Source organism: Pseudomonas sp. L-22-4S-12, from assembly GCF_009799935.1.
Lineage (GTDB): Bacteria > Pseudomonadota > Gammaproteobacteria > Pseudomonadales > Pseudomonadaceae > Aquipseudomonas.
In genome coordinates, this window is record NZ_WELL01000008.1 from 24,975 (window position 1) to 36,619 (window position 11,645).

Annotated in this window: 11 protein-coding genes; 1 reads left to right on the forward strand and 10 read right to left on the reverse strand. The window is 68.0% G+C overall.

Annotated features, from left to right (window positions below; genetic code table 11):
- Nucleotides 1–271: 271 nt before the first annotated feature.
- The 5 genes from F3I16_RS17495 to puuE form a co-directional block, all read right to left on the reverse strand.
- Nucleotides 272–1,456 carry a urate hydroxylase PuuD gene (locus tag F3I16_RS17495; protein WP_160494839.1) on the reverse strand — a complete coding sequence of 395 codons (1,185 nt, stop codon included), beginning with the start codon at nucleotides 1,454–1,456 and terminating at the stop codon, nucleotides 272–274.
- Nucleotides 1,457–1,460: 4 nt separating this feature from the next.
- Nucleotides 1,461–1,976, reverse strand: a complete 516-nt coding sequence (locus F3I16_RS17500) for an ureidoglycolate lyase (protein ID WP_160494840.1) — start codon at nucleotides 1,974–1,976, stop codon at nucleotides 1,461–1,463.
- Nucleotides 1,977–2,102: 126 nt separating this feature from the next.
- Nucleotides 2,103–3,095: an allantoicase gene (alc, locus tag F3I16_RS17505; protein WP_160494841.1), complete on the reverse strand. Its 993-nt coding sequence runs from the start codon at nucleotides 3,093–3,095 to the stop codon at nucleotides 2,103–2,105.
- Between the two features lie 14 nt (nucleotides 3,096–3,109).
- The gene (uraD, locus tag F3I16_RS17510; RefSeq protein ID WP_160494842.1) at nucleotides 3,110–3,625 is read right to left on the reverse strand and encodes a 2-oxo-4-hydroxy-4-carboxy-5-ureidoimidazoline decarboxylase; all 516 of its coding nucleotides are present in this window, start codon (nucleotides 3,623–3,625) and stop codon (nucleotides 3,110–3,112) included.
- Entirely contained in the window at nucleotides 3,622–4,554 is a 933-nt protein-coding gene (gene puuE / locus F3I16_RS17515; RefSeq protein ID WP_160494843.1) for an allantoinase PuuE, read from the reverse strand. Before puuE ends, uraD begins: the two co-directional genes overlap by 4 nt.
- Nucleotides 4,555–4,729: 175 nt before the next feature.
- On the opposite strand from puuE, the gene uraH reads away from it, so the two are divergent.
- Complete coding sequence (gene uraH / locus F3I16_RS17520; RefSeq protein WP_160494844.1) at nucleotides 4,730–5,083, forward strand: hydroxyisourate hydrolase; 354 nt, start codon at nucleotides 4,730–4,732, stop codon at nucleotides 5,081–5,083.
- Between the two features lie 33 nt (nucleotides 5,084–5,116).
- On the opposite strand, the gene guaD is transcribed toward uraH, so the two are convergent.
- From guaD to F3I16_RS21105, 5 genes are all read right to left on the reverse strand, one after another.
- Nucleotides 5,117–6,427: a guanine deaminase gene (gene guaD, locus F3I16_RS17525; protein ID WP_160494845.1), complete on the reverse strand. Its 1,311-nt coding sequence runs from the start codon at nucleotides 6,425–6,427 to the stop codon at nucleotides 5,117–5,119.
- A 111-nt stretch (nucleotides 6,428–6,538) separates the two neighbouring features.
- Complete coding sequence (gene xdhC / locus F3I16_RS17530) at nucleotides 6,539–7,372, reverse strand: xanthine dehydrogenase accessory protein XdhC (protein ID WP_160494846.1); 834 nt, start codon at nucleotides 7,370–7,372, stop codon at nucleotides 6,539–6,541.
- A gap of 121 nt (nucleotides 7,373–7,493) precedes the next feature.
- On the reverse strand, nucleotides 7,494–9,866 hold the full coding sequence (gene xdhB, locus F3I16_RS17535) for a xanthine dehydrogenase molybdopterin binding subunit (protein ID WP_160494847.1): 2,373 nt from the start codon (nucleotides 9,864–9,866) through the stop codon (nucleotides 7,494–7,496).
- Nucleotides 9,859–11,298, reverse strand: a complete 1,440-nt coding sequence (gene xdhA, locus F3I16_RS17540; protein WP_160494848.1) for a xanthine dehydrogenase small subunit — start codon at nucleotides 11,296–11,298, stop codon at nucleotides 9,859–9,861. Before xdhA ends, xdhB begins: the two co-directional genes overlap by 8 nt.
- Before the next feature lie 131 nt (nucleotides 11,299–11,429).
- On the reverse strand, nucleotides 11,430–11,645 hold a 216-nt coding region (locus F3I16_RS21105), incomplete at its 5' end, for a hypothetical protein (RefSeq protein ID WP_218573306.1).

The window sequence follows — 11,645 nt, forward strand, 5'->3', positions numbered from 1 at the left end:
GCTGAAGCCGCTCCTACAAGAGCGTGACGTTTCTGCGCTGGGCCAGTGAGCCGGCTCGCAACCCCGTAGGAGCGGCTTTAGCCGCGAACCTTGGCCGCTCGGTGTTGCCGGCTTTCGCGGCTGAAGCCGCTCCTACAAGAGCGTGACGTTTCTGCGCTGGGCCAGTGAGCCGGCGCGCAACCCCGTGGGAGCGGCTTTAGCCGCGAACCCAGACTGCTCGGTGTTGCCGGTTTTTCGCGGCTGAAGCCGCTCCTACAAGAGCAGGGCGCGTCTACGGCGCGATGGGCTGCGCCTGTTCGGAAATCCAGCGGCCGAGCAGGGCGCGTTCGGCTTCGGTCATCTGGGTCAGGTTGCCCAGGGGCATGATCCGGCTGTCCACCGCCTGGGCCTTGATCCGCGCAGCCTGCTGGCGGATCTGCGCGGCGCTGTCGAACATCACCCCGGCCGGCGCGCTGGCGAACAGCGGGCTGCTCGGCTTGGCCGCGTGGCAGCTGGCGCAGCGCTGGGCGATCACCAGTTGCACCTGGCTGAACTCGACCGGCGCATTGGCGGCGCCGGACTCATGCCGCGGGGCGCTGACGAAGGCCAGGCAGAGCATGCCCAGGGCGGCTGCCGGCAGGGTCCAGGCGAACTGCTGGCTGAGGTGGCGGGTGTTGAAGTAGTGCCGCACGCCGATCGACAGGGCGGCGATGGCGGCCAGGATCAGCCAGTTCCAGGCGCTGCCGTAGGTGCTGGGGAAGTGGCTGCTGATCATGATGAACAGCACCGGCAGGGTGAAGTAGTTGTTGTGCCGCGAACGCAGCAGGCCCTTGGCCGGAAGCGCCGGGTCGGGGGTGCGGCCGGCGGCGATGGCGGTGACCAGGGCGCGCTGCGCCGGCATGATGGTGCGGAACACGTTGCCGACCATGATGGTGCCGATCAGCGCACCCACATGCAGGTAGGCGCCACGGCCGCTGAATACCGCGCTGTAGCCCCAGGCGGCGGCGACCAGCAGGCCGAACAGGACGATGCCGAGCAGCAGCGGTTGGCGCCCCAGGGGCGAGTCGCACAGCCAGTCATAGGTCAGCCAGCCGAGGGCCAGCGAGCCGAGGCCGATGGCGACGGCCAGCCACGGCGCCAGGTCGCTGCCGGGGGCCAGCAGGTACAGGCTCGGCTCGAGGTAGAACACCAGGGTCAGCAGGGCCACGCCGGACAGCCAGGTGCTGTAGGCCTCCCACTTGAACCAGTGGAGTTTCTCCGGCATCCGCGGTGGGGCCAGCTTGTACTTTTCCAGGTGGTAGATGCCGCCGCCGTGGATCGCCCACAGGTCGCCGGCCAGGCCGTCGCGCGGGGCGCGCCGGTCCAGGTGGTTCTCCAGCCAGACGAAGTAGAACGAGGCGCCGATCCAGGCGATGCCGAAGATCATGTGCGACCAGCGCACCACCAGGTTGAGCCATTCGAGCAGGTGTGCAGCCAAGGTGTTATCCCCTGTGGATGGATGCCGGGTCGAGCAGCCACTGCTCGGCCTCGGGGAAGAAGTGTTCGTCGCAGTTGGCGCCGGGGCCGGCGCGGTCGATCACCAGAAAGTCATCCTCGGCGGCCAGGCACAGCACCGGGTGGTGCCACACGCCCTTGCGGTAGTTGACGCCCTGGCGGCCGTTGCTGAGGAAGGCGCGCAGCTGGTCGCCGTGCAGCTGCTCGGTGGGCGCGGCGACGACGATGAGGAACGGCTGGCCGTTGAGTGGCATGAACGCCTGGCTGCCCAGCGGATGGCGTTCGAGCATGGCGATGGTCAGCGGCATCGGCAGCGCCGTGGCGTGGAACAGGCTGATGATCGCCCTGTCGTCGGCGCCGCTGGTCTGTACCTCGGCCTGGCGGTGGTAGCGCCGGGTCGAGCCGTTGTTGATCAGGAAGAACTCGCGGCCCTCGGCCTCGATCACCTCGCCGAAGGGGGCGAAGGCCTGGGCGGTCAGCGGTTCGATGGTCAGTGTGCGCATGGGTGAAACTCTCGGCGGTTCTGTGTAGGAGCCAGCTTGCTGGCGATCCGGGTTGCATGACGCAGTGAGTGGGCGGTCGATCGCCAGCAAGCTGGCTCCTACAGGTTCAGGCAGGCTCCTGCGGGGTTATCTGGCCGGCTTGCCGAACAGGCGCAGGCGGCTGACGCCACCGTCCGGGAAGATGTTCAGGCGTACATGGGTCACCGGGCCCAGTTCGTTGAGCGCACTGAAGCGCTGCTCGCAGTCCATCTGCAGCTTCTGGCTGGGCAGCAGCTCGCGCCAGAACAGGCTCTGGGTCTCGATCTGCGCATCGGTGCCGCCCTTCACGTAGGCCGCCTGCAGCGAGCAGCTGTCCGGGTAGTTGCCCTTGTAGTGCAGGGTGTCGACCAGCACTTCCTCGATCACGCCGGGGTGGCCGAGTTGCACGATCACCCAGTCGAAGCCGGGCGTGCGCCGCCGTGCGGTTTCCCAGCCGCCGCCCATGTTCTCGGCGCGGCCGGGGTTGAGGATGTTGCTCATGCTGCCGTAGTGCTCGTCGGAGCAGGCCAGGGCGCGGCCACCGTTGAGGGCGGCGGCCAGGTCGAGGCTGTCGGTGCCGGCGGCCGACCAGTCGCGGTAGGGGATGCCGTACACGCGCAGGCGCGCCACGCCGCCGTCCGGGTAGATGTTCAGGCGCAGGTGGGTCCACGGTCGGTCGTCATCGATGGCGTGCAGGTGCTGGCTGTTGCCTTGCAGGGCCACGGCGGGCAGCACTTCACTCCACAGGGTGGCGTCGTCCGGATCGCCGCCGCCGTCGATGAAGCAGGCTTCCAGCGAGGCCGATGGCGGGTAGTTGCCGGTGAAGAAGCGGGTGTCGATGTCCACGCCCTTGATCGAGCCAGGTACGCCCAGGCGCAGCACGGCATGGTCATGACCCTCGAAGCGCTTGCGCCGGGACTCCCAGCCGTCCATCCACTTGCCGTTGTCGTCGTACAGGCCTTCCTTCCACACCGCCGGGGTGGGTTGCAGCATGCGTTCGACCGGGGCGAACCAGTCGTCGCTGACGGACAGGGCGCGGGTGCCGAGGCGGGCATCGGCCAGGTTGAGGTATTTCTCGAAGGGGGCGGCATGGGTCTTCACGGGTCGGTATCCAGTCAGAGGGCTTGCAGGCGGAACAGGGCGATCCGGTTGATTTCCGCCAGGGCGGTGGCGAATTCCTGTTCCGGGCTGTGGTGGAGGCGTTGTTCGAAGGCGGCGAGGATCTGCTGGCGGTTGCTGCCCTTGACCGCCTTGATGAAGGGGAAGCCGAAGCGCGCCTTGTACGCCGCGTTGAGCGCGGTGAAGCGGGCGAACTCCTCGGGGCTGCAGTCCTGGATGCCGGCGCCGGCCTGTTCGGCGCTGGAGGCGGCGGTCAGCTCGCCACGGATGGCGGCCTTGCCGGCCAGGTCCGGGTGGGCGTTGATCAGCGCCAATTGTTCATCGCGGCTGGCGGCCAGCAGCACGCGGGCCATTTGCGCATGCAGGCTGTCGATCTCGTCGAAGCTGGCCGGCTCGCCCTGGTCGTAGGTGCGTTCGGCGACCCAGGGCGAGTGTTCGTAGATGTCGGCGAAGGCGGCGATGAAGGCTGCGCGTGACAGGCTCGACGGGGTCAGGCTGTGGAAGCGGCTCATGGCTGCACCTGCGGCGGGCAGGGGTGCACGGCGTGCCAGTGACGGGCGATGTCGACGCGGCGGGCACACCACACGCGCTCGTGGTCTTTCACGTAGGCAATGAAGCGCTGCAGGGCGGCGAGGCGCGCCGGGCGGCCGAGCAGGCGGCAGTGCATGCCGATTGAGAGCATTTTCGGCGCGCCGGCCTGGCCCTCGGCGTAGAGCACGTCGAAGGCATCCTTGAGATAGGTGAAGAAGTCGTCGCCGCTGTTGAAGCCCTGCGCCTGGGTGAAGCGCATGTCGTTGGTGTCCAGGGTGTAGGGGATCACCAGGTGCGGCTGGCCGTGCGGGGTGTGTTTTTCCCAGTAGGGCAGGTCGTCGTCGTAGGTGTCGCTGTCGTAGAGGAAGCCGCCTTCCTCCATCACCAGGCGCCGGGTGTTCGGCCCGGTGCGCCCGGTGTACCAGCCCAGCGGGCGCTGGCCGGTAAGCGCGGTGAGGATGCGGATGGCTTCGGCCATGTGCGCGCGTTCCTCGGCTTCGGGCATGTCTTGGTAGTTGATCCAGCGCAGGCCGTGGCTGCAGATCTCGTGGCCATCGGCGACCATCGCGCGGATCGCCTCGGGGTGGCGCTGGGCGGCCATGGCCACGGCGAAGATGGTCAGCGGGATGCTCTCTGCGCGGAACAGCCTGAGCAGACGCCAGACGCCGGCGCGGCTACCGTATTCATACAGCGACTCCATGCTCATGTGGCGCGCGCCGGGCAGCGGCTGGGCGGCGACCATCTCGGAGAGGAAGGTTTCCGATTCGCCATCGCCATGCAGGATGCAGCGCTCGCCGCCTTCCTCGTAGTTGAGCACGAAGGACAGGGCGATATGCGCGTCGCCCGGCCACTGCGGGTGGGGCGGCGTGCCGGCATAGCCGATCAGGTCGCGAGGGTAGTCGGTGGCCAAGTCGGGCTTCCTCTGCTGTGTTATGGGTACAGTGTGGTTTATGAAAAGCAGGGTGGCGCTGCCGTTGCCGGCGCTGGCAAGGGTCTTGCAAAAAACTTGCCCGATTGGTCAAGTATAGAAGCCGATCAGCAGCCGGCCTGCACGGGCAGCGCCGGGCCAGCGACAGGAGAATGTTATGGGCCGTTTGACCACCCACGTACTGGATGCCGCCCACGGTCGCCCGGGCAGTGCCATCGCCATCGAGCTGTACCGCGTGGATGACGCGCAGCTGCAACTGCTCGGCCGCACGCAGACCAACGCCGACGGGCGCTGCGCGGCGCCTTTGCTGGAAGGCGCGGCGTTCAGCGCCGGCACCTACCAGTTGCAGTTCGCCGTGGGCGACTACTACCGGGCCCTCGGTGTGGCAGTGCCCGAACCGGCTTTCCTCGATGTCATCGTGCTGCGTTTTGGCGTGGCCGACAGCACGCAGCACTACCATGTGCCGCTGCTGGTTTCGCCCTACAGCTACTCGACCTATCGCGGCAGCTGAGCCGCTTTGGTGCCGGCCAGGTTGATCGAAGGGTCAGCTTGCTTCGCGCTGGTGCACGCAGCGCCCGGCGGCGTAGGTGGCGCGAATCACCCGGTCGTCGCCGAGGGTGATCAGGGCGAACAGGCTCTCTTCCAGGCTGCCGGCCTGGCGCAGGCGGTAGTCGAGCAGCGGTGTGGCCTTGCGGTCGAGGACGACGAAATCGGCGTCCTTGCCCGGCAGGAAGTTGCCCAGCCGGTCATCCAGATACAGCGCCCTGGCGCCGCCCAGGGTGGCCAGGTGCAGCAGCTTGAACGGGTGGGTCTGGTGGCCGCGCAGCTGGCCGACCTTGTACGCCTCGCTGAGGGTGCGCAGCTGGGAGAAGCTGGTGCCGCCACCGACATCGGTGCCCAGGCCGACGCGCACGCCGTGGCGCTCCATCTTCTCCAGGTCGAACAGGCCGCTGCCGAGGAACAGGTTGGAGGTGGGGCAGAACGCCAGCGCCGAACCGGTTTCGGCCAGGCGCTGGCAATCGCCGTCGCACAGGTGGATGCCATGGGCGAACACCGCGCGGGCGCCGAGCAACCGGTGGTGGTCGTAGACATCCAGGTAGCTGGTGCGCTCGGGGAATAGCGCCTGCACCCAGTCGATCTCGCGCAGGTTTTCCGCCAGGTGGGTGTGCAGGTACAGATCCGGGTATTCGCGCAGCAGGCGGGCGGCCTGGTCGAGCTGCGCGGGGCTGCTGGTGGGGGCGAAGCGCGGGGTCACCGCGTAGTGCAGGCGGCCCTTGCCGTGCCAGCGCTCGATCAACGCCTTGCTCTCGGCGTAGCCGCTTTGCGGGGTGTCGAGCAGGTAATCCGGGGCGTTGCGGTCCATCAGCACCTTGCCGGCAATCAGGCGCAGGTCGCGTTGCTCGGCGGCGCCGAACAGGGCATCCACCGACTGCGGATGCACGGTGCCGAACACCAGTGCGGTGGTGGTGCCGTTGCGCAGCAACTCCTGGATGAACAGCTCGGCGACCTCGGCGGCATGGGCCGGATCGGCGAAGCGCGACTCCACCGGGAAGGTGTAGGTATTCAGCCAGTGCAGCAGGTCTTCGCCATAGGCGCCGATCATGCCGGTCTGCGGGTAGTGGATATGCGTGTCGATGAAGCCGGGGCAGAGCAGGCTATCGGGGAAGTGCTGCACCTCCACCTCGGCGGGCAGCTGGGCCAGCAGCTCGGTGGCCGGGCCGGCGCGCAGGACCTTGCCGTCCTGCACCAACAGCAGGCCGTCGGCGAAGTATTGGTGGCTGTGGGCGTTACCCACTTCGGCGGGGTCGGCCAGGCTGTGCAGCAGGGCGGCGCGAAAGGCTTGGATCTGGCTCATGGGTATTCCGCAAATGCTCGGGTGGCGTACAGAGGTTGCTTGCGTGGGAGCGGCTTCAGCCGCGATGCAGGCCACACACCAGCATCGCGGCTGAAGCCGCTCCCACAAAAATCAGGCACGGCGTGAGTCTGGCAGCAACCGTGCCAGGGGCGAGCTGCCCTTGGCCGACTGGCTGCCGAAGTTGGCGTTGTAGGTGGCGATCACTTCGCCGGCGATGGACACGGCAATCTCCATCGGCAGTTTGCCTTTGACCTCGCTCAGGCCCATGGGGCAGCGCATGCGTTGCACCAGCTCGCCGGCCAGGCCGCGCTCGCGCAGGCGGTGTTCGAAGCGCGCGCGCTTGCTCTTCGAGCCGATCAGGCCGAACCAGGTGAAGTCGTTGCGGGCGAGGATTGCGGCCGCCAGTTCCAGGTCGAGCTGGTGGTTGTGGGTCATGACGATGAAGTAACTGCCGGCCGGTTGCTCGGCCACCTCGTCGACGGGCTCGTCGCTGAGGATGCGTTCCACCCCGCGCGGCAGCGGGTCGGGAAACTCGGCTTCGCGGGAGTCGATCCAGCGCACCTTGCACGGCAGGCTGGCGAGCAGCGGTACCAGGGCGCGGCCGACATGCCCGGCGCCGAACAAGGCGATGCGCGCCTGGGCGCGGCCGATGGGTTCGAACAGCAGCACGGTGGCGCCGCCGCAGCACTGGCCGAGGCTGGCGCCGAGGGCGAAGCGTTCCAGGCGCGGCTGCTGGGCACCTGCTTCGAGCATTTCGCGGGCGATCTGCAGGGCCTTGTATTCCAGGTGGCCGCCGCCGATGGTGTCGTGGCTGCGTTCGCTGGCAACCACCATCTTCGCCCCGGCATTGCGCGGGGTGGAGCCGCGCTCCTCGATCACGGTGACCAGCACGCAGGGCTGATCCTGCTGCTGCAGGTCGGCCAGGGCTTCGAGCCAGTTGTTCATTGTCTTTCGCCTCCGTCGGAGTCGTGCGGTTCTTCATGGCTGGTGGCACTGCTTTCGAAGGAGCGGCTTCAGCCGCGAATCAGGCCGCTGCAGGGCTTCGCGGCTGAAGCCGCTCCTACGGTCAGCATGGCTGCTCCTTTGGCGCCCGCACGGCTGCTTTCATCTGCTGCACGCCCCACAGCACCCGTTCCGGGGTGGCGGGGGCGTCGATATCTGGTTGCACGCGGTAGTCGGCGATGCTCGCCACGGCGTCCTTGATCGCGCACCAGGCGGCGATGCCGAGCATGAACGGCGGCTCGCCGACGGCCTTGGAGTGGAACACCGTGTCTTCCGGGTTCTGGCGCTTCTCCACCAGCTTGATCCGCAGGTCGGCCGGCATGTCGGCCACCGTGGGAATCTTGTAGCTGGCCGGGCTGCTGGTCAGCAGGCGGCCCTGGGCGTCCCATACCAGCTCCTCGCAGGTCAGCCAGCCGACGCCCTGGAGAAAGCCGCCCTCGACCTGGCCGATGTCGATGGCCGGGTTCAGCGAGGCGCCGACGTCATGCAGGATGTCCGTGCGCAGCAGCTTGTATTCGCCGGTCAGGCTGTCGACCAGCGCCTCGACGCAGGCCACGCCGTAGGCGAAGTAGTAGAACGGGTGGCCCTGGCCGCTGGCGCGGTCGTAGTGGATCTTCGGCGTGCGGTAGTAGCCGGTGGAGGACAGCGACACCTGGCCGATCCAGGCCAGCCGCGCCAGCTCGGCGAACGGCAGCAGCTGCTCGCCGACGCGCACCTGGTTGTTGCGAAATTCGACTTCGCTCTCGGCCACGCCGAAGTGCCGGGCGGCGAATTCGACCAGGCGCGCCTTGATGATCTCGGCGGCGTTCTGCGCGGCCTTGCCGTTGAGGTCGCTGCCGCTGCTGGCGGCGGTGGGCGAGGTGTTGGGCACCTTGTCGGTGTTGCTGGCGGTGATCTGGATGCGCCCGATATCGACCTGGAACACTTCGGCCACCACCTGCGCCACCTTGGTGTTGAGGCCCTGGCCCATCTCGGTGCCGCCGTGGTTGAGGTGGATGCTGCCATCGCTGTAGACGTGGATCAGCGCGCCGGCCTGGTTGAGGAAGCTGGCGGTGAAGCTGATGCCGAACTTCACCGGGGTCAGCGCCAGGCCCTTCTTCAGCACCGGACTGGTGGCGTTGAACGCACGGATCGCCGCGCGGCGGGCGTGGTAGTCGCTGCTGGCTTCCAGCTCGGCGGTCATCTCGGCGAGCAGGTTGTGCTCCACGGTCTGGCCGTAATGGGTGACGTTGCGCTCGCTCTGGCCGTAGTAGTTGCGCTTGCGCACCTCCAGCGGGTCGAGGCCGAGGTGGCGGGCGATGCGCTCCATCACCTCCTCGATGGGCAGCATGCCCTGCGGTCCGCCGAAGCCGCGGAAGGCGGTGTTGGAGGCGGTGTTGGTCTTGCAGCAGTGGCCGTTGATCAGCGCGGCGCCGAGGAAGTAGGCGTTGTCGGCGTGGAACATGGCGCGGTCGACGATCGAGCGCGACAGGTCCGGCGAGTAGCCGCAGTTGCCGGCCAGCTCCATGTGGGTGGCGAGCAGGCGGCCGTCGTCAGCGAAGCCGACGTCGTACTCGACATAGAAGGGGTGGCGCTTGCCGGTCATCTGCATGTCTTCGAAGCGCGGCAGGCGCATCTTCGCCGGGCGCCCGGTGAGGTGGGCGACCACAGCACACAGGCAGGCCGGGCCGGCGGACTGGGTCTCCTTGCCGCCGAAGCCGCCGCCCATGCGGCGCATGTCGACCACCACCTTGTGCATGGGGATGCCGAGCACCTCGGCCACCAGTTTCTGCACCTCGGTGGGGTTCTGCGTGGAGCAGTACACCAGCATGGCGCCGTCTTCGCCGGGCATCACCGAGGACACCTGGGTTTCCAGGTAGAAGTGTTCCTGGCCGCCGATATGCAGTCGGCCCTGCAGGCGATGCGGCGCGCTGGCCAGGGCGGCGGGCGCATCGCCGCGGCGCTGCTGGTGGCTGTCCACCACGTACTTCCGGTTGCGCATGGCCTCTACCACATCGAGCAGCGGTTCCAGGTCCTGGTATTCGACGATGGCGGCCTGGGCGGCGCGGCGGGCGTTGTCCAGGCTGTCGGCAGCGACGGCGAGGATCGGTTGGCCGACGAACTGCACCAGGCCATCGGCCAGCAGCGGGTCGCCCGGCAGCAGCGGGCCGATATCCAGCTGGCCCGGCACGTCTTCGTGGGTGATGACCAGGGCCACGCCGGGCATGGATTGGCACGCTGTGGTGTCGATGCGGGTGATCCGCGCGTGGGCGCGCTCGCTGCGCAGGGCGTAGACGTGCAGCTGGTTGGGGAACTCCAGGCGGTCGTCGATGTAGAGCGCCTCGCCGCTGACGTGCTTGTCCGCGCTCTCGTGCTTGAGCGGCTTGCCCACACCGGTGGCGAGGCCCTGGCGGAACAGCTCGGCCAGTTGCTGCTGGTTCAGTTCGGGCTTATGCATGGTCGGTCACCCGGGTGGCGATGTGCGGTTGGGTCAGTTCCAGGTGGCAGCGGCGCAACAGGTTCTGCGCCACCAGCAGGCGGTAGTCGCGGCTGGCGCGAAAGTCGCTGAGCGGGGTGAAGTCCTGGGCCAGGGCGGCGCAGGCGGCTTCCACCGTCGCCGTGTCGAACGGCCGGCCACCCAGCGCCTGCTCGCAGGCCGTGGCGCGCTTGGGAATGGCGGCCATGCCGCCGAAGGCGATGCGCACCTCGCCGAGCACGCCGTTGTCCAGCTGCAGGCTGAAGGCCGCGCAGACGGCGGAGATGTCGTCGTCCAGGCGTTTGCTGACCTTGTAGGCGCGGAACTGCTGGCCGGCGACGGGGCGCGGCACTATCACCTGCTCGATGAATTCGCCGGGCTGGCGCGCGGTCACCTTGTAGTCGAGGAAGAAGTCTTCCAGAGGCAGGCTGCGCTGCTGGGCGCCCTGGCGCAGGAGCAGTTGCGCGCCGAGGGCGAGCAGCAGCGGCGGGGCGTCGCCGATTGGCGAGGCGTTGCCGATATTGCCGCCGAGGGTGCCCTGGTTGCGGATCTGCAGGGAGGCGAAGCGCTCCAGCAGGTCGCCGAAGTCCGGGTACTCGGCAGCGAGCAGGGCATGGCAGTCGCTGAGGGCGACGCCGGCACCGATCTCCAGGCGCTCGGGCAGCACGGCGATGCGCTTGAGTGCCTCGACCTGGCCAAGGTGGATCAGCAGCGGCAACTCGCGGTGCAGCTGGGTGATCTCCAGCGCCAGGTCGGTGCCGCCGGCCACCAGACGGGCCTCGGGGTGGGCGGCGAATTGGCTGGCCAGCTCGTCCAGGTTGCTCGGCAGCAGGCAGCGGTGGCCGTTGCCGGCGAGACTCTCGGCCGGGGTGCGGGCGATGGCCTGCAACTGGGCGATGGTCTCGGCGGCATGGGCGTCGAAGCTGTCCGCCTGACGCTGGCCGCAGGCCTGTTCGGCGGCGGCGAGGATCGGCCGGTAGCCGGTGCAGCGACACAGGTTGCCGGCCAGCGCCTGGTGGGTGGCGTGCGGGTCGTACTGCTGCACGCCCTTGTGCAGGGCGAACAGCGACATGACGAAGCCGGGGGTGCAGAAACCGCACTGCGAGCCATGGCAGTCGGCTATGGCCTGTTGCACCGGGTGCAGGCGGCCCTGCTGCTTGAGGTCCTCCACGCTGATCAGCTGTTTGCCGTGCAGGCTGGCGACGAAGGTCAGGCAGGCGTTGATCGCCCGGTAGCGCAACTGCTCGCCCGCCAGTTCGGCCAGCACCACGGTGCAGGCGCCGCAATCGCCGGAGGCGCAGCCTTCCTTGGTACCGCTGCGGCCCTGGACCCGGCGCAGGTAGTCGAGCACCGTGAGGTTGGGGTCCAGGTCGCGCTCTTCGCAAAGGCGCTGGTTGAGAAGGAAGCGGATCATGCCGTCGCTCCTTCTTGCCCGGCTCGCCGGACAAGGCGCAGGGTTTTCGCTGTTATCACTCATTCTGCTCCGCACGGGGGCGTTGCGCTCGCTGGCGGGCGCCGCCCTGGATAATTTATTTGACTATTCAGTCAGGTATTTATGCGAGCAAAGCAATAAGCGGGCCGAATGCCGGACAGTCTGATACCACCAGTGTGGACGGGATTTGGCTGGGCGTGGGCGGGCGGGGTGATCACCAGAATGGTGCGTGCGCCGAGGGAGTGCCTGTTTTCGAGGCCGGGCGGGGTGCGGGAGGCGGAAACGAAAAAGGCCACTCGTTTGAGTGGCCTTTCTTCGAAACTGGTTGC

Excerpts from the sequence above, each read along its gene's own strand:
- xdhA (WP_160494848.1), bottom strand. The coding sequence starts at position 11,298 with ATGATCCGCTTCCTTCTCAACCAGCGCCTTTGCGAAGAGCGCGACCTG.
- guaD (WP_160494845.1), bottom strand. The coding sequence starts at position 6,427 with ATGAGCCAGATCCAAGCCTTTCGCGCCGCCCTGCTGCACAGCCTGGCC.
- uraD (WP_160494842.1), bottom strand. The coding sequence starts at position 3,625 with ATGAGCCGCTTCCACAGCCTGACCCCGTCGAGCCTGTCACGCGCAGCC.
- uraH (WP_160494844.1), top strand. The coding sequence starts at position 4,730 with ATGGGCCGTTTGACCACCCACGTACTGGATGCCGCCCACGGTCGCCCG.
- xdhC (WP_160494846.1), bottom strand. The coding sequence starts at position 7,372 with ATGAACAACTGGCTCGAAGCCCTGGCCGACCTGCAGCAGCAGGATCAG.
- xdhB (WP_160494847.1), bottom strand. The coding sequence starts at position 9,866 with ATGCATAAGCCCGAACTGAACCAGCAGCAACTGGCCGAGCTGTTCCGC.
- F3I16_RS17500 (WP_160494840.1), bottom strand. The coding sequence starts at position 1,976 with ATGCGCACACTGACCATCGAACCGCTGACCGCCCAGGCCTTCGCCCCC.